The 16969-nt window shown below is 64.8% G+C and carries 16 protein-coding genes; 14 read left to right on the top strand and 2 right to left on the bottom strand.

What is annotated here, in order from left to right:
• Positions 1-4: 4 nt before the first annotated feature.
• On the bottom strand, positions 5-1024 hold the full coding sequence (locus WBB14_RS15670; protein ID WP_424240652.1) for a Bug family tripartite tricarboxylate transporter substrate binding protein: 1020 nt from the start codon (positions 1022-1024) through the stop codon (positions 5-7).
• A 143-nt stretch (positions 1025-1167) separates the two neighbouring features.
• Here WBB14_RS15670 and WBB14_RS15675 point away from each other — a divergent pair, with 143 nt between their 5' ends.
• The 14 genes from WBB14_RS15675 (at position 1168) to WBB14_RS15740 (ending at position 16092) form a co-directional block, all read left to right on the top strand.
• Positions 1168-2082 carry a LysR family transcriptional regulator gene (locus WBB14_RS15675; RefSeq protein WP_424240653.1) on the top strand — a complete coding sequence of 305 codons (915 nt, stop codon included), beginning with the start codon at positions 1168-1170 and terminating at the stop codon, positions 2080-2082.
• Positions 2083-2188: 106 nt separating this feature from the next.
• Entirely contained in the window at positions 2189-3775 is a 1587-nt protein-coding gene (locus tag WBB14_RS15680; protein WP_424240654.1) for a diguanylate cyclase, read from the top strand.
• Positions 3776-4026: 251 nt separating this feature from the next.
• A complete protein-coding gene (locus tag WBB14_RS15685) occupies positions 4027-4821 on the top strand; it encodes an enoyl-CoA hydratase/isomerase family protein (RefSeq protein WP_424240655.1) in 795 nt (264 codons plus the stop codon).
• 10 nt (positions 4822-4831) lie between these two features.
• Positions 4832-5992, top strand: a complete 1161-nt coding sequence (locus tag WBB14_RS15690) for an acyl-CoA dehydrogenase family protein (RefSeq protein ID WP_424240656.1) — start codon at positions 4832-4834, stop codon at positions 5990-5992.
• Between the two features lies 1 nt (position 5993).
• Complete coding sequence (locus WBB14_RS15695) at positions 5994-6761, top strand: SDR family NAD(P)-dependent oxidoreductase (protein ID WP_424240657.1); 768 nt, start codon at positions 5994-5996, stop codon at positions 6759-6761.
• 76 nt (positions 6762-6837) lie between these two features.
• On the top strand, positions 6838-8106 hold the full coding sequence (locus tag WBB14_RS15700; protein ID WP_424240658.1) for an ABC transporter substrate-binding protein: 1269 nt from the start codon (positions 6838-6840) through the stop codon (positions 8104-8106).
• 14 nt (positions 8107-8120) lie between these two features.
• Entirely contained in the window at positions 8121-8996 is an 876-nt protein-coding gene (locus WBB14_RS15705; protein WP_424240659.1) for a branched-chain amino acid ABC transporter permease, read from the top strand.
• Positions 8996-10024, top strand: coding sequence for a branched-chain amino acid ABC transporter permease (locus tag WBB14_RS15710; protein ID WP_424240660.1), 1029 nt, complete (start codon positions 8996-8998; stop codon positions 10022-10024). The genes WBB14_RS15705 and WBB14_RS15710 overlap by 1 nt, the downstream gene beginning before the upstream one ends.
• Entirely contained in the window at positions 10021-10794 is a 774-nt protein-coding gene (locus WBB14_RS15715) for an ABC transporter ATP-binding protein (RefSeq protein ID WP_424240661.1), read from the top strand. Before WBB14_RS15710 ends, WBB14_RS15715 begins: the two co-directional genes overlap by 4 nt.
• Positions 10787-11488 (top strand): ABC transporter ATP-binding protein, encoded by a 702-nt coding sequence (locus tag WBB14_RS15720; RefSeq protein ID WP_424240662.1) that lies wholly within the window; start codon positions 10787-10789, stop codon positions 11486-11488. Before WBB14_RS15715 ends, WBB14_RS15720 begins: the two co-directional genes overlap by 8 nt.
• A 29-nt stretch (positions 11489-11517) precedes the next feature.
• Positions 11518-12201, top strand: coding sequence for a TetR/AcrR family transcriptional regulator (locus tag WBB14_RS15725; protein ID WP_424240663.1), 684 nt, complete (start codon positions 11518-11520; stop codon positions 12199-12201).
• A gap of 79 nt (positions 12202-12280) precedes the next feature.
• Positions 12281-13930: an AMP-binding protein gene (locus tag WBB14_RS15730; RefSeq protein WP_424240664.1), complete on the top strand. Its 1650-nt coding sequence runs from the start codon at positions 12281-12283 to the stop codon at positions 13928-13930.
• Positions 13931-13961: 31 nt separating this feature from the next.
• Positions 13962-15563 carry a class I adenylate-forming enzyme family protein gene (locus WBB14_RS15735; RefSeq protein ID WP_424240665.1) on the top strand — a complete coding sequence of 534 codons (1602 nt, stop codon included), beginning with the start codon at positions 13962-13964 and terminating at the stop codon, positions 15561-15563.
• 88 nt (positions 15564-15651) lie between these two features.
• Positions 15652-16092 (top strand): acyl-CoA thioesterase, encoded by a 441-nt coding sequence (locus tag WBB14_RS15740; RefSeq protein ID WP_424240666.1) that lies wholly within the window; start codon positions 15652-15654, stop codon positions 16090-16092.
• On the opposite strand, the gene WBB14_RS15745 is transcribed toward WBB14_RS15740, so the two are convergent.
• Positions 16089-16874, bottom strand: a complete 786-nt coding sequence (locus WBB14_RS15745; RefSeq protein ID WP_424240667.1) for an IclR family transcriptional regulator — start codon at positions 16872-16874, stop codon at positions 16089-16091. The genes WBB14_RS15740 and WBB14_RS15745 overlap by 4 nt on opposite strands.
• Positions 16875-16969 lie beyond the last annotated feature (95 nt).

Below are 16969 nucleotides of genomic sequence, written 5' to 3' on the forward strand. Positions count from 1 at the left end.
CCGATCATTTGCCTGCGGTGATGTTCAAGGCCTTGACCTTGTCGCGCCAGAATGCCTGCTGGTCCAGGATGAACTGCGGCAGGGTCTTGGCCGGGATCTCGCTGATCTGAAAGCCCTGGGCCTCGATGGCTTTGCGGAAGCCGGCATCGGCCTGCGCCCGGGCCAGCGCGCCCGCCACGATGTCCAGCCTGTCCTTGGGGGTCCCCTTGGGCGCCATCAGCGCGAACAGGTTCTCGGCCTCCAGGCCCTGCACGCCCAGTTCCTTGAGCGTGGGCACGTCGGGCATGACGGGCAGGCGCTTGGCGGAAGCCACGCCCAGCACATCGATGCGGCCGCCCTGCTTATGCGGCAGCGAGCTGGTCACGCTGTCGAACATGAAGACCGATGCGCCCGAAATCACCTCGGGCAGGGCCTGGCTGCTGCCCTTGTACGGGATCTGCAGCGCATCCACGCCCGCCTGCTCCTTGAAGATCTCGCCTTCCAGGTTCGACAGCGTGCCCGCGCCCATCGACGCGTAGTTGTACTTGCCCGGCGCCGCCTTCAGATAGGCCACCAGGCTGGCATAGTCCTTGATGCCCAGCGTCGCGGGCGTGACCAGGATGTGCGGGGCGCTCGCTATCGCGCCCACCGCGTCGAAATCGCCGTCCAGCGACACTTGCTGCTTGCCGTTGAGGGCCTCGTAGATGGAGTTGGACATCACCGACGAGATATACAGCGTGTAGCCATCGGCCTCGGAACGCGCTGCTGCCTGCATGCCGATCAAACCGCCCGCACCGGGCCGGTTCAACACCACCACCGACTGGCCCAGCGCATCTCCCAGCTTCTGGCTCAGTTCGCGCGCCAGGACGTCGGTGGCGCCGCCGGGCGGAAATGACAGGATCAGTTGGAGCGAACGCTGCGGAAAATCCGCCGCCCCCGCTCCCGCCACCGCCGACAGCGCAAGCGCGGCGAAGGCGCGCTTCAGACAACCCAGTCCTTGCGAGCGCGTGACGGCGCGGCCCGATTTGCAAACAACAGTAGCCATGCGATTCCCCTTGGTTGAAGAGCCGCCGGCCGGGTCTGTTGCCCTTGTGTCCTGGCGGCCCTGGTCGGCCCATTCTATGAATTGCTTTTGAGGCAATCAATATCAATAATTAGCATGCCAATTGCCATATTGAGAATCGCCACATGCTCAGCACCGCACACCGCTATTTCCTCGAAGTCGTACGGGCCGGCAGCATCAAGGACGCCGCCGCAACCCTGCACGTAGCGCCTTCGGCGATCAGCCGGCAAGTCGCGAAACTGGAGGAGGACTGCGGCGCGGCCCTGTTCGAACGCCGCCCGCACGGCATGGAACTGACCCGGGCCGGTGAAATGCTGGCCGACTATGCGCGCCGTGTCGCCATGGATGCCGAACATGTGCTGCGCGATATCCGCAGCCTGCGTCACGCGGAACTGACCACCATCCGCATAGGCTCCAACGAGGCCGTGGCGCGCAACGTGCTGCCGCCTATCCTGGGCGCCTACCGCGCCCTGCACCCCGATGTGGCGTTCCAGGTGCACATCGCGTCGCCGGGCGTGGTGACGCAACGCCTGCGCGACGGCAGCATCGACCTGGGCCTGGCCTTCAGCCTGAACGCAGGCAACGGCATCGCCGTGCGCTACGAAATCGTCTCGCCCGTGCGCGCCATCATGGTCCCGGGCCATCCACTTGCCGGGCGCGCCAGCGTGTCCCTGGACGACTTGCGCCGCTACCCGATCGCGCTGACGGACTCCGGCACCACCGTGCGCCTGCTGTTCGACAATTCGGCCGCCGGCAGCGACGGGCCGCCCTTCGATGTCGCCTACTCCAGCAACTCGTCATCGGTCATCCGCGCCATCGTCGAAGCCGGCCATGCCGTCACGCTGGCCGGCGAAATCACCCTCGCCGAACCCCTGCGCGGCGGCGCGCTGGTGGCCGTGGCGTTGCAACAAGCCGTGTTCGCCGAACGCACGCTGCAGGTGCAGACTGCCAGCCACGCACGGCTGCCCGAGGCGACGGGCGCATTCATACAGCACCTGATCGAGGCGCTATCCGCGGGCTACCCTCCACGCGATTCTTGACTTGCCGCAGGCTTGCCGCAAAACTCAAAGCTCCACACGCGCAGGCATGGCCGGCGCGGCAGGCCCCGATTCAATGGTCAGAGAGAATTATTGAAGGAGCTCCGCGTTGACCCCTGCAGCGATGCCCAGACTGAAGTTGCGCCGGCTGATCACCGTGCTGGCGCTCGCCAGCGGAATCATTGCCTTCGTCAACACGCTGTACGCGGCCTACCTGGTCCAGCGTGAACAGCTCATCGCCAACACGCTCGAGGCCAACCGGGCCTACGCGGTCAAGCTGGCCGAGGTCACCGACCTGTACATCGAATCCATACAGCGGCAGCTGGTCCTCTCCGCCGAACGCGCGCCTCGCCTGGTGGGATCGAAGTCCGCCCTGGAAGACGAACTCGCGCGCCTCGTCCACCAGACCGACGGGGCCATGACTGCCGCCATTACCGACAAGAACGGCGCCGTCCTGGCCACCGTTCCGGAAAATCCGGGCTTTGAAGGCAAGACCCTGGTTCGGCCGCAACTGGCCTCTGGCCCACAAAGGCTGACGGGCCAGATCTCGACGCCTTATGTGGGCATGGCAGGCAATCTGGTTTTGGCTTTTTCAGAACCCTACCTGGATGCCCAGGGCGCTTATGCCGGCACGATCATCACCGCCCTGCCCCTGCAGCAAGGCAATGAATTCGACAAGCTGGTGGGCGACCATTTCTATCGCGACGGCTCCTACCTGTACGTCGTCGATGGCGACGGGAACATCATCTATCACAAGGACAAGGAACGCATCGGCACCAGCGAACGGAACAACGCGGTGGTCGAAGCGGTGCTGCGGGGCGAGACCGGGGCGATGCCCGTGGTCAACACCCGCGGCGCGCACCTGCTGGCCGGATACGCCGCGCTCAAGAACGGCGGCTGGGGCGTGGTGGCGCAGCGCCCCCTGGACGAAACGCTCCGTCCGCTGCAGAGCCTGACCAGCAGGATCGTGCTCTATGCCCTGCCGCTGGGCCTGCTCATGTTCCTGCTCATCTACCTGCTGGGCCGCTGGATCTCCAGGCCCCTGGAGGAATTGGCCCAGGTCATCGAACGGGACCAGCCCGACGCCTCGGCCGGCGACCTCGGCAAGATAAAGGGTTGGTACTACGAGGCGGCACGGCTCAGGAACGCCGTCGCCATGAGCCAGAATTCCCAGACCAGGCGCATCGACAAGCTCAGCTCCGACACCATCACCGATCCGATGACCGGCCTCATCAATCGAAGAGGCCTGGCCTTGCAGATCGCCGCTCTGCAACGGACGCAGCAGCCTTTCGCGGTGCTGGCGCTGGACCTGGACCACTTCAAGCGCGTGAACGACACCTTCGGGCATGCCGCCGGCGATCAGGTGCTGATTGCGCTGGCCGGCATCCTCAGGACCTGCGTCCGTGCGGAAGACGCGCCGTGCCGCGTCGGCGGCGAAGAGTTCCTGATCCTGATGCCGGACGCTTCACGCGACACCGCGGGGAAGGTGGCCGAACGCATCCGGGCGGCGACGGCAAGCCAGCTCATGCCGCAGGCGGTAGGCCATGTCACGGTTTCCATCGGCATCGCGCTGTGGCCATCCGATGGTCCCGACATCGAGAAGGTCATGGCCCGGGCCGATCAGGCCTTGTACCGGGCGAAGAATTCGGGGCGCGATCGCGTCGCGTTCTGGACCGCCGCGGAAATTACCGGATAGGCAGACAGGCGCCGCGGGCGCACGGCCGGGCAGACCGCCTCGGCCAGATCGAACTCCTCCCATGCATGTCTTCCCCCCTAGGGAAAACACCCATCAAAAAACACAAAATGAATAATGACTCACTGTTCATTTTTTGCAAGAATGCCTCCAATGCCTGACGACTTGCCATGACGCGGCCCGCCAGCCGGGTCCGCCAGGCGAACTCCATGCAGGAGACCCCTGGCGTCTCCTGCTCTCAATACGAGGTTTAGATGAACTTTGCTGAGTACAAGAGCCTGACGTTCGAACGCCGCAAGCGCATCCTGGAAATCACGATGAACCGGCCCGAAAAGCTGAACGCCGTCGATGAAGCCATGCACGAAGAGCTGGCCCGGGTGTTTGTCGACGCTTCGGCCGACCCCGAATGCGATGTCGTGGTGCTGACGGGAGCAGGCCGGGCCTTCTCATCCGGAGGAGACATAGACTGGATGCAGAAGATGATCGATCTTCCCGGGGCGTTCGAAAAGACGGCGCGCGAAGGCAAGCAGATCGTGTATTCGCTGCTGGATTGCGAGAAGCCCGTCATCGCGAAAGTGAATGGACACGCGACAGGCCTGGGAGCGACGCTCGCGCTGTTCTGCGATGTGATCTTCGCCTCGGACGCCGCGAAGATTGGCGATCCCCACGTAAGCGTCGGCTACGTGGCCGGCGACGGCGGCGCCGTCATCTGGCCGCAACTTATCGGTTATGCGCGCGCCAAGGAATACCTGATGACCGGCGACCTGATGATGGCGACGGAAGCGGAGCGCATCGGCCTGATCAATCATGTGGTCCCCGCGGCGGACCTGGACCAACGAGTCGGACAGTTCGCAGACAAGCTGGCCGCGGGCGCGACCAAGGCCATCCGCTGGACCAAGATGTCCGCAAACATCGGACTGAAGCAGTTGGCGCACTCGATCATGGACGCCTCCCTGGCCTACGAGGCGCTCTCCAACTCCACCCAAGACCATCAAGAAGCTGTCAACGCCTTCCGCGAGAAGCGCAGCCCGGTCTTTTCCGGAAAGTAGAGAGCCGCCGATGAACTTCACGGAACCCGACCACATCCGGCAATTGCGCGACACGCTCGAACGCTTCGTCGAAAAGGAAATGCCGCGCGGCGCGGCGGCCGACTGGGACAAGCGCAATCATTTTCCCCGCGACGTATTCGACAAGCTGGCCGGCCTCGGCGTCATGGGGCTGACAGTGCCCGAGGAGTACGGCGGCGCGGGCCGCGACATCCTCGCGACCATGGTCGTCATCGAGGAACTGTCGCGCCGCAGCCTCGCGGTGTCGGTGCCTTACATCATGAGCGCGTGCTACGCGGGCATGAATCTGGTCGAATGCGCCACGCCTGCGCAGAAAGCCGAGCTTTTGCCCAAGGTCGTGGACGGCACCCTCGTCTTCGCTTACGGCTGGACGGAGCCGGACGCCGGCGCGGACCTGGCCAGCGTCAAGACCCGCGCCGAACGGGTGGGAGACCGGGTCCGGATCAATGGCGCCAAGCGTTTCTGCTCGGGCGCGGGGATATCGGACTACATCTACGCGCTGGTCCGCTCCGGCGACGAAGACGCGCGCTACAAGAACCTGTCCATGGTCATGATTCCGCCTCAAACAAAAGGCGTCACCATCACGCCCATCGAAGGGCTGGGCATGAAGGGCGCGGCGACGACCGATGTGATCCTCGAAGACGTGGAAGTGCCCTTCGAGAACGTCATGGGCGGCGAGGCCGGCTGGAACAACGGCTGGCAAATGATCGTGGGCTCCGGCCTGGACGTGGAAAAGCTCGAGGTGGCCGCCATCGGCATCGGCATCGCCCGAGCCGCGCTTGACGATGCATGGGCCTATGCGGGCGAACGCCAGCAGTTCGGCAAGACCATCAATAACTACCAGTCCATCCAACACAAGCTGGCGGACATGAAGACGCAATTGCATGCCGCGCGTCTGGTGCTGTATCACGCCGCGTGGATGGCAAACGAACATCAACGCTGCGGCGTCGAAACCTCCATGGCCAAGCTCTTTGCCACGGAAACCGCCCGCGCGGTGGCGCTGGAATGCCAGACCATCTTTGGCGCCTACGGCTACGTCAAGGATTTCGACGCGGAACGCTATGTCCGGGACGCCTTGCTGCTACCCATCATCGGCGGCTCCTCCGCCGTTCAGCGCAACAACATCTACAAGTGGTCCGGAGCCTATGCCTGACATGTCCGCAATCGATCTGGCCGGGAAGAACGTACTGGTCACTGGAGGCTCCAGCGGCATCGGCGCGGCAGTGGTCGAACTGTTCCTGGCACTCGGCGCGCGCGTGAGCGCGGTTGACATCCAGCCGCCCGACGGCTCGAAGCCAGACGCCGCGACCCGGCTGCAGGCGGACGTCTGCGCGGAACAAGACTGCCTGCGCGTCACCGCGGAAGCCATCGCGGCGATGGGCTCCATCGACGCGCTGGTGAATTGCGCCGGCATCCCCGACACCTACACCCCGACCCTGTCGCAAAGCGCGCAATCCTGGCAACGGATCGTGGATGTGGACCTGACCGGAACCTACCTCATGTGCAAGGCCGTTGGCACACACATGGCGCAGCGCCGCTCGGGTTCGATGGTCAACATCTCGTCCATCGTGGGCCTGGGCGGCTTTCCCCGCCGCAACGCCTATGGCGCGTCCAAGGCCGGCGTCATCATGCTGACGAAGTCGCTGGCCAGCGAATGGGGCAGCCTCGGAATCCGTGTGAACTGCATCGCGCCAGGCTACATCCGCACGCCCCTGGTCGAAACCCTGATACGCGAAAACAAAGTTGACACCGGACAGATAGAGCGCCGAACCCCGATGGCCCGCCTCGGCCATCCCAGGGAAATCGCGCATGCGGCCGCGTACCTGTCCTCGGAATGGGCGTCTTTCATCACGGGCGCAACCCTGCCGGTGGACGGGGGATGGTCCGCGTTTGGAGGCGCGGGCGACATCGGCGCCGCATGACACAAGCCTGGTTGATCTGAAGTTCCCGGGGCCAGCCCCGCACAACAAAGCAGAACAAAGCAAAGGAGACATGAACATGGATCGCAGAAACGTCCTCAAGCTGCTAGGCGCCCTGGGCGGCGCAAGCGCAACGGCAGCCGGCAGCCTGTTGAGCCGCGCCGCGTTCGCGCAAGCCAATACCCCCATCAAGCTGGGCTTCATTTCATCGCTTTCAGGCGCCCAGGCGCCGCTGGGACAGCCCATGCTGCTGGGCGCGCAGATTGCCGTGGACCAGATCAACCAGGCTGGCGGCGTCCTCGGCAGGAAACTGGAGCTGGTCATCCGGGACGACAAAGCCAAGCCCGCGGACGCCACCGTCGCTGCGCGCGAACTGGCCGGCTCCGGCGTGAATATGCTGTTCGGCGTGGTGTCGAGCGCCGTGGCCCTGGCGATCGCCGCCATCCTGGAACAGGAAAAGACGCTGCTGATCACCTGCGCCGCGCATTCGGAGAAACTCACCAAGGAGAGCTTCGTTCGCAACTACTTCCGCGTCACGGACAATCCCTACATGCGCCAACGCGCGCTCGCCAAGATGGCGGCGCAACGCTACCCGGATGTCAACCGCTGGGCCGGCGTCATTCCCGACCACGAGTATGGCCGCACCACCTGGGGATGCTTCGAAGACGGCCTGCGCGAGTTCTATCCCGCCCTCACCCAGAAGCAGCCCGTGATCGCACCGCCGGTGAAGACCCAGTACGGCGCCGCGGACTATCGCAACGCCATTACCGCCACCATGTCCATCCCCGCCGAGGGTTTCATGATCTCCGTGTACGGCGGCGATGCCGTAACCCTGTACAAACAGGCCGAACCCTTCGGCTTCTTCAAGAAGGCCCGGTTGATCGTGGACTCGGCCAACGAAATGATCGTCGCCAAGGCCATGAAGCAGGACCTGCCGGACATGTGGGTGGGAACGCATTGGTACGCCGGCGCGTTCGAGGACATCGCCGTCAGCCGCGAACTCCAGGCGGAAGCCGTGCGCCGGGCCAAGGATCCTCTCACGCTGGGCTTCATCTCCGAAGGACATGCGGCGGTGATGGCCTACGCCCGCGCGCTGCAGGCGGCGGGGTCGACCGACACACAGGCAGTGTTGAATGCGCTTGAATCGGTTACGTTCGAGACCGCTACCGGCCCGCGCCGCTTCCGCAAGGAAGACCACCAGGCGATCAAGCCTGTGGTCATGTACCGCTTGCGCGGATCGGCCAAGGCCGCGGAGGGCTTCGAGATCGTGGACGTCATCCGCATCCCCGGCGAGGAGGTGATCGACCCGCCCACTCCCGGAAAGGCCTTGAGCTTGCGGGCAGCTTGAAAGGGCCGAGGATCATGGACCAATATGGTTTGATGGCGCTCAATGGCCTGTCGTGGGGGATGACCGTCTTCCTGACCGCCGCCGGCCTCACGCTGGTTTTCGGCATCCTGCACGTCCTAAACTTCGCGCACGGCGGCTTCGTGATGCTGGGCGCCTATCTGGCATACAGCCTGCTGGCCATGCTTGGAGAGCCGTCCTTCTGGGCGTTCATGTTCGCAACCGTCGTGTGTGCGGCGGCGCTGGGCGTGCTGGGCATCGCCGTGGACAGGCTGGTGTTCCAGCGGCTCCGGGGCGTCGGCGAATCCTATTCGCTGATCGCCACCTATGCGCTGCTGCTGCTTTGCCAGGGCGCGGTCAAGGTGATCTGGGGCATAGACTTCCTCAGCGTTCCGCCGCCGCCAGTATTGCGCGGCGCGACCGAGATCGCCGGCATGCTGGCCCCGAATTTCGTGCTGTTCGTGATCGGCTGCGGCGTGCTCGTGTTCCTCCTTCTCGACTATCTGGTGCATCGCACTGAATTGGGGAAAACCGTGCAATCGGTGGCGGTCGATCCCTGGATGGCCTCGCTACTCGGCGTCAACGTGCGCCTGGTGCTGACAGGCACCGTGGTTGTGGGCATCGCGCTGGCCGGGGTCGCCGGCGCGCTGCTGTCCGTCAACCAGAGCCTGTCCCCGAACATGGGCAGCGCCCTGATCATCCAGGCTTTCGGCGTGATCATCGTCGGCGGCATGGGCAATATCCGCGGCGCCTTCCTGGCCGCAATCCTGCTGGGCCTCATCACGGCGGTCGGCGACCGCGTCTTCGCGGAGGTCCCAGGCCTGTTCTTCTACGTCGCCCTCATTTCGATATTGATGTGGCGTCCGCAAGGACTTTTGAAGGGGCTACGGTAATGAACCAGCTTGCCAGTACAACAAGCCGGCGGTCGTTCGACCTCGCGGTTGCGGGCCTAGTAATCGGACTATTCGCCAGCGTCCCTTGGTGGGCGGACAAGGGATTGGTGTTTCTCGCGTCGGTCGTGTTGATCAACGCGACCTTCGCCTTGAGCTTCAACCTCGTTTTCGGCCTGACCGGGCTGGTCAGTTTCGGCCATGCGGCGTACTTCGCCGCGGGCGCCTACACCACCGGCCTGCTGCTCCAGAGTTACGCCCAAGTCCCCTTCCCCCTGGCCTGGCTGGCCGCGGGCGTGGCGGGCGGGCTGGTCGCGGCGGCGGTCGCCGTCGTCGCCCTGCGCCGCGCCAGCGGCATCTACTTCGCCATCCTGACGCTGGCGCTGGCGGAACTGGTGCACATCCTGATCTCGAAATCGGACCTCCTGGGCCGGGAAGACGGCATGACGGGCATCAAGCGGCCGGTCGTGGACTTTGGACTGTTCAGCCTCGACCTGGCACAGGGAAGCAATCTCTACTACGTCACCCTGGCCTGCGTCTCGCTCCTCGGCCTCGTCCTGTACATCCTGTGGCACAACCGGTATGGCCGGCTGCTGGCGGCCATCCGCCAGGATGCCGAACGAGTGCGCTTTCTCGGCATCAATGTCCACGCCATGCGATTCTCGGCCTTTGTGGCCAGCGGCGCATTCGCCGGCCTGGCCGGCGGCCTGTACGCGCCGGCGACCCAGCTGCTCACGCCGGAAATCGCGCACTGGGGGTATTCCGCGCTGCCCATCCTGTTCTGCCTGGTTGGCGGAGTCGCCTACTTCTGGGGACCCGTCGCCGGGGCGGTGATCTTCATCGGACTCGAACACATGACGCGCAACATTGTCGGCCTCTCCGAAATCCTGATAGGCGCCGTGCTGTTGCTCGTGGTGCTGGCATTCCCCGGCGGCGTCATCGGTGGCGCGCAGCGTCTGCTCGCCGCGAGCCGGCGTGGAAAATCCACCGACGGCGGCTCAGGTTCGAAGATTCAGGGGCTGACATCGTGACTACGCACATACTCGACGCGCGCGGACTCTACAAGTCCTACGGCAGCATTCCGGTCCTGAAGGATGTGACGCTGCACATGCAGCAAGGCGAAACGCACGTCGTCATCGGGCCCAACGGCGCGGGCAAGACCACCTTGTTCAAAACCTTGAGCGGCGAACTCCTGCCAGATGCGGGCGAAATATCGATCGCGGGCAAGCGGGTCGAAAGCATCGACGGATACCAGCGCGTGCGCCTGGGCGTGGGACGTACCTTCCAGGTCGCCCGGGTCTTCGGCGAAGACACCGTGCTGCAGAACATGGTGGTCGCCATCGAGGCCAGCCGACGCCACCGGGGCGCGCGCGGCGGCTTCAACCTGCGCATCGCACCCGCCGCCGACGTCCGTGACGAGGCCCTGGATGCCCTGGAAAAAATGGGCCTGGCATCGCAGCGCGATCACGTCTCCGGAGTGCTGGCCTACGGCGACCGGAAGCGGCTGGAACTGGCGATGAGCCTGGCGCTGCGGCCCAAACTCCTGATGCTTGATGAGCCGATGGCGGGCATGTCTCCGCCAGATAGGGCGGCCGCAGTGAAAACCATCAAATCGGTGGTGCGGGAACGCGGCATCTCGGTACTGTTGACCGAGCATGACATGGACGTCGTCTTCTCGCTCGCAGACCGCATCACCGTGCTGAACTACGGCGAGATCATCGCCAGCGGACCGCCCGAGGACGTGCGTTCCTCGCCCGAAGTCAGGGAAATCTACCTGGGCCACGAGGTGCAAAGTGCTTGAAGTCAAAAACCTGCGGGCGCGGTACGGCGACAGCCTGATTCTCGACGACGTCGGCATCGAGGTCGGCGCCGGCCAGGGGGTCGCCCTGCTGGGGCGCAATGGCGCCGGCAAGACGACCTTGCTCAAGAGCATCGTGGGCGGCGGCCCCACCGTCGAAGGAACGCTGCGCTTCATGGGCAACGATCTCCGGCAGGTCGGCACGCATGCGCGAGCGCGCTCCGGGCTGGCGCTGGTACCCGAAGACCGCAGGATATTCAGCCATCTGACCGTAGAGGAAAACCTGCTGCTCGCGCGGCACGCCAGCGGCCCGCAGGGCTGCCTGCCGCTGCAAGAGGCCTACGCGCTGTTCCCCGCGCTTGCCGAACTCAGGACCCGCATGGGCAACCAACTCAGCGGCGGGCAGCAGCAAATCCTGGCGGTCGCGCGCGCCTTGATGTCCCGCCCGAAATGCATGCTGCTGGATGAGCCCACGGAAGGCGTGGCACCCCTGCTGGTCCAGCAGATGGCCACGCAGGTCAACCTGGCCCGCCAGCAGCAAGGCGCCGCGCTACTGCTGGCGGAGCAGAACCTATGGTTCTCGCGCCAGTGCACCGACTACGTATTCGTCATCGATACTGGCAGAATCGTGTTCCAGGGCGACTGGAAACTTTTCGACGCCCATCCCGAAATTGCCGACCGCTACCTGGCGGTCTGAACTTGTCACACACCAACAGATAATGCCCCATGACTGCACGCAACCCGAATAAACCGGCATCGGCGCCTTCCGCGCCGGTCTCCGCCGGCACCCGGGGCCGCCCCCGGAAAAAGCAGAGCCGCGACGAACGGGCCGGCGAAACCAGGGAGGCGATCTTCCGCGCTGCGGCGCAGGTAGTCGGAAAACGCGGCTACGCCGACGCCTCCATCAACCGCATCACCGAAGCCGCGGGAATCGCGCAAGGCACGTTCTATCTTTACTTCGAGTCGCGCCAGGCGCTGTTCGACGAGCTGCTGCCCCATGTCGGCCAGGACATGCTGGTCTTCATCCGCAGCCAGGTGAAAGGCGCAGCGAACGTATTGGACATGGAAGAAAGAGGGTTCCGGGCGTTCTTCAACTATCTGCAGGGCAATCCGGGGTTTTTCCGTATCCTCAACGAAGCCGAAATAGCCGCACCGGTGGCGTACCAGGCGCATTTCAAGCTGATTACCCAACACTACGTGGAAGCCTTGGGCAGAGGAGTCAGCGCCGGGGAAATCGTCAACTACCGCGAACAAGAACTGGAAACCCTGGCCTACATGTTCATGGCGGCGCGAAGTTACCTGTATCTGCGCTACGTCAAGGACGCGGAGGCGGAAAGCGGCAAGGGCGTAACCCTGCCGGAATCCGTGATCGAAACCTATATGAAGCTGGTGCGCGGCGGCTTGAGCTGAACCACAGCATCGGCACGGCCCCGCCCACGCAGACGGGCGCCGGACAAAAACAGTGCGGGAGACAATGATGCAGACAGACGTGAGCGGCTGGAATACGCGGCTCGACCCGGACATGGCGGCCAGCTATGCGCGGGACGGCCGTTGGAAGAACATCACCCTGGTGGATCGCGCCCGACGATGCGCGCGTGACTACCCGGACGACGTCGCGGTGGCGGACGATTCCGGCGTACTCACGTTTGCGCAACTGTGGGATCAGGCGCTGCGCCTCGCGGGAACCTTGCGCGACCGGGGCCTGCGCAGGGGCGACGTCATCAGCTTTCAGCTGCCGAACTGGCGCGAAACCCTGGCGATCAATCTGGCTTGCGCGATCGGCGGGTTTGTCTGCAACCCCATTGTCCCCATCTATCGCGACGCGGAACTCCGGTTCATCCTTTCGCGCTCAAAGACGCGGGCCCTGTTCATTCCGCAACGCTTCCGCAGCATCGACTACCTGGAAATGATCCAGCGGCTGCGTCCGGACCTGCCCGATCTGGAACACCTGATCCTGGTCCGGTCCGAGGCGCACGGCCAGGCCTCGTATGCTTCCTGGGCAAGCCGCGAAACACCCCTCGAGCCGTTCGCGCATACCCCGCCCGACGCCATCAAGCTGCTGCTCTACACCTCGGGGACCACGGGAAATCCCAAGGGCGTTCTGCACAGCCACAACACCATCCATGCCGAGATCGAGGCCGTCACCACGTTCTGGGAGCTTTCCCGGGAAGACGTACTACTCATGCCATCTCCCGTTACCCATATCACCGGGTATCTGTACGGGCTGGAGCTGCCCTTCCTGCAAGGGTCAAAAGTATTGCTGATGGAGCGGTGGGACGCGAGCGCCGCGCTGGCCCTGATCCAGGCGCACCAGGTGTCGTTCAGCATCGGCGCCACTCCCTTCCTGGTGGAGCTGGTCGCCGAGGTCGACCGGCGCGGCATCCAGCTGCCCGCCTTGCGCCTCTATGGCAGCGGCGGCGCGCCCGTGCCGCCGGAAGTCGTCAAGCGGGCCAATGCGGTGCTGCCGAACTGCAAGACCTTTCGCATCTACGGAAGCAGCGAAGCGCCCACCATTTCCCTGGGCATCGCCAAAGGCGACCCCGCGGAAAGAGGGGTCACGACAGATGGCCTGGTGTTCAACCACGAAGTCCGCATCGTCGACCCGGTAAGCGGCGCCGTGCTCGCGCCCGGCCAAGCCGGTGAAATCACGGCCCGCGGCCCCGAAGTCATGCTGGGCTATACCGACCCGCTCCATACAGGGGAGGCCTTCGACGCCGACGGCTACTTCCGCACCGGCGACCTGGGCTACGTCGATGACCAGGGCTACCTCACTGTCACTGGCCGCAAGAAGGACCTCATCATCCGCGGCGGCGAGAACATCAGTCCCAAGGAGATCGAAGATCTCCTGCATCAGCACCCCGCCATCCAGGAGGCGGCAGTGGTGGCCTTTCCCCATCCCCGGATGGGTGAGACGCCCTGCGTCTACCTTGTCCTGCGGCCAGGGCGCGAGCTCGATTTCGCCGGCATGCTGGCGTATCTGGAAAGCGCCAGGCTGGCCCGCCAGAAATTCCCGGAACGCATGTTCGTGGTGGACGATTTGCCCCGCACCGCCACCGGAAAGGTGCTCAAGCATGTCCTCAAGGCGCGCGCCGCCACCGAGGAACAGCAGGGCACGCCCCGCATGCTCATGCTGGCGTGATCCTCTCTTCCACCGAAAAAAGGCCGCAACCATGGAATCCGAAGCGCTACGCGATGATCCGCTCCCGCCGTCATGGGCCGCCATCTCGGGCCAGACCCTGGGACAGTTGCTCGAGGCAAGAGCCAGGCAGCTGCCGTTTCGGGTGGCCTTGTCGGCGCAGTCAGTCCGCGGCTTCCGCGACCGCCTGACCTACGCGCAACTGGCGCTGTTCTCGCGCCGCACCGGAGCATGGCTACGCGCCATCGGCATCGGCCGCGGCGACCGGGTCGCCATTTACCTGGCAAACGACGCCGGACGGGAAGCCGTGCTGACAGCCCTGGGCTGCTATGCGATAGGCGCGATCGCCGTGCCCATGAACACACGCGCAGCCGACGACGATCTGGCCCATGCAATGGACTTGGTGCGTCCTGCCCTCGTGGTCTGCGAGACGGCATCGGCGGCGCGTCTGCAGCGTCTGACGTCCGCAAGGCAAGCGCTGCTTGGCGCGCCCGCCTCAGCCGGACTCGCCTGGCAGGACCCGTTGGACGGAACGGACGCCGGCTTCGCGGCAGACGCGGGCTTGAAACCGGACTCGCCGGCATGCCTGCTGTTCACTTCCGGCACGACCTCCCGTTCCAAGGCGGTCGTCCATACGCATCGAAGCATGCTCGCCGCCGGATTCGCCGTCGGCCAGGCGGTGGGGCTGGGTACCGGCGATCTCTACCAGGGCGCCTTTCCGTTCTTTACCAGCTCATGCCTGAACCTGGGATGCATGTCATCGTGGGTGCACGGCGCGGGCTTTGTCCTGGAGCATCTGGCTGGCAACGCCGATCGGCTGCGCCTGGCGGAGTCCGAGCAATCCACGGTCTACCATGGCGTACCCGCCGTAATCCAGTACATGCTGGACGAGTGCGAACGGGGAACATATTCCCTGGGGCGCCTGCGGCGTATCGCCTACGGCGGCGCCCCCATGCCCGTGGCCGCGATCGACCGCATTGCCCAGGCCTGGCCATGGGCGGACCAGATGCAGATCTGGGGTATGACGGAAAGCGGGCCTGCGGGCGCCAGCCTGCCGCCGCACTGGCTACCCGCCAAGGCGGGCATGATCGGAGCAGCCATGCCCAACTGCGAGTTGCGCGCGTTGGACGAGAACGGCCAGCCAGTTGCCGCGGGCGAACCAGGCGAACTGTGCTTTCGCGGCCCCAGCATGGCCCAGGGCTACTACGATAATCCGCAGGAAACCGCGAACACGTTCCGCGATGGCTGGCTGCATACCGGCGACATCGTCGTCCAGGATGAGGACGGCCTGTTCCGCTTCGTCGACCGAAGCAAGGACGTCATCAACCGGGGGGGCCTGAAGATCTCGTCCGCCGCCATCGAGAACGCGCTGCAGCGCTTGCCGCAGATACAGGAAGTCGCGGTGATTCCGTACCCTCATCCCAAGCTGGGCGAAGAGGCGGCGGCTTGCATCGTGTTCCGGCCCGGAGCTTCCCTGGACGCCGAGCGCCTGGAAGCGCACTGCATCCAATGGCTGGCGGACTACGCAGTTCCCAGGCACTGGTTCATCCTGGAGGCGCTGCCGCGCAACCCCATGGGCAAGGTGCTCAAACGGGAGCTTCCCGCCCTGATCGCGCAGCCTGCGCCGCCCACCTGACGCCAGCCCCTGCGCGCCCGGGTAACCGGCGCGCAGGATCCACCGCTTCGATACCCACTCCTTCCGCCTTCCTCCCGTGCCACGCCTCTTGTTCGAACCCAGAAACCACTATCCCTTCGCTACCGAGATCCAGATCTACGCCGGACACATCAACTACGGAGGACACCTGGACCATGCCCAGCTGATCGCCCTGGTGTCGGAGGCCAGGGTCAGGTTCATCCGCTCTCTCGGGTATCACGAACAAGACATCGAGGGGCACCACTTCGTCGTGGCGGACCTTGCCCTTCAATACAAGTCCGAAAGCCACCACGGCGAAGTATTGCGCATCGAGATCGCCCCCGCCCACTTCAACAAGTACGGGTTCGACCTGGAGTTTCATCTGACGGAAAAACAGAGCGGGCGCGCGGTGGCTACGGGGAAGATTGGTCTCGTGTGCATCGACAACGCGACGCGCAAGGTCTCGCCTATCGCCGCCATTGATGTGGACTGGGGCGCCGACGCCCGCCGCGACTGCCCTGTCTGCCCCTAGCCCTGATCCGCGGGCCGCCGCGTGTACCCCGCGGCCAAGGCGTGCGCGACCCGTTCGGCGTATCGCTGCATGATGGCCGCCAACGTTTCGAGGTTCTTGGACTTCAGGCGCTGCAAAGGCCCCGTTACGCCGAGGCTGTAGATCACGCCCAGATGCTGCAGATGCACTGGCACGCCGAGCGCCGCCAGGCCCTCATCGATTTCTCCGATGCAAGTCGCATAGCCCTGCCGGCGGACCTGGGCGTACTCATCCCTGATGCGGGCGCTGTCTACGCACGTATGCGCGGTAAGACGCGGCAGCGGCTCCGCCAGCGCGGCATCAATCACGTTGGGCGCTTGAAACGCCAGTATGGCTTTGGCCGACGCCGCGGCATGTGGCGCCATGCCCTTGCCCGGCAGCACGAATCCGCGCCAGGGCGTATCGGGCGCTTCCATCAGCACGGACGACACCTGGTGGCCGCTATGGAGCTTCGCCAGGTAGCAGGTTTCGTCGGTTTCCGCCGCCAGGTCCGCCAAGTGTGGGCGCACTACCGCGCCGATCCACTCCGTATCCGCGCTGGCATAGGCCAGCCGCTTGACGCGCGCTCCCAGCGCATAGGTGCTTGCGGCCAGATCCACCAATTGCGAGTCCTGCATGGTGCCCAGCAGCCGATGCGCGCTGGTTTTAGGCAGCGCCAGCATGCGCGCGATTTCCGTGAGGGCCAAGCCGTCGGGAAAAGACGCAAGCAGTTCGAGGATGCGGGTGTAGCGCTCTAGGGGGGGGAGTTTGGAATCTAGGCTCATAGGCGTTCCTTGGAGGCGCATTGTAGGGCGGTCGAACGCCCATGCCGGGAAAACCCGGTCTTGCTGCCGATGCCGGCTGTTTTTTATTATACCGA

The organism is Achromobacter sp. (genome assembly GCF_049647645.1).
Classification (GTDB): Bacteria; Pseudomonadota; Gammaproteobacteria; order Burkholderiales; family Burkholderiaceae_B; genus Achromobacter.

What these genes read in the sequence shown, in the direction of transcription:
- WBB14_RS15670 (WP_424240652.1), bottom strand. Translation starts at nt 1,024, where the DNA reads ATGGCTACTGTTGTTTGCAAATCGGGCCGCGCCGTCACGCGCTCGCAA.
- WBB14_RS15675 (WP_424240653.1), top strand. Translation starts at nt 1,168, where the DNA reads ATGCTCAGCACCGCACACCGCTATTTCCTCGAAGTCGTACGGGCCGGC.
- WBB14_RS15685 (WP_424240655.1), top strand. Translation starts at nt 4,027, where the DNA reads ATGAACTTTGCTGAGTACAAGAGCCTGACGTTCGAACGCCGCAAGCGC.
- WBB14_RS15690 (WP_424240656.1), top strand. Translation starts at nt 4,832, where the DNA reads ATGAACTTCACGGAACCCGACCACATCCGGCAATTGCGCGACACGCTC.
- WBB14_RS15695 (WP_424240657.1), top strand. Translation starts at nt 5,994, where the DNA reads ATGTCCGCAATCGATCTGGCCGGGAAGAACGTACTGGTCACTGGAGGC.
- WBB14_RS15700 (WP_424240658.1), top strand. Translation starts at nt 6,838, where the DNA reads ATGGATCGCAGAAACGTCCTCAAGCTGCTAGGCGCCCTGGGCGGCGCA.
- WBB14_RS15705 (WP_424240659.1), top strand. Translation starts at nt 8,121, where the DNA reads ATGGACCAATATGGTTTGATGGCGCTCAATGGCCTGTCGTGGGGGATG.
- WBB14_RS15710 (WP_424240660.1), top strand. Translation starts at nt 8,996, where the DNA reads ATGAACCAGCTTGCCAGTACAACAAGCCGGCGGTCGTTCGACCTCGCG.
- WBB14_RS15725 (WP_424240663.1), top strand. Translation starts at nt 11,518, where the DNA reads ATGACTGCACGCAACCCGAATAAACCGGCATCGGCGCCTTCCGCGCCG.
- WBB14_RS15735 (WP_424240665.1), top strand. Translation starts at nt 13,962, where the DNA reads ATGGAATCCGAAGCGCTACGCGATGATCCGCTCCCGCCGTCATGGGCC.
- WBB14_RS15745 (WP_424240667.1), bottom strand. Translation starts at nt 16,874, where the DNA reads ATGAGCCTAGATTCCAAACTCCCCCCCCTAGAGCGCTACACCCGCATC.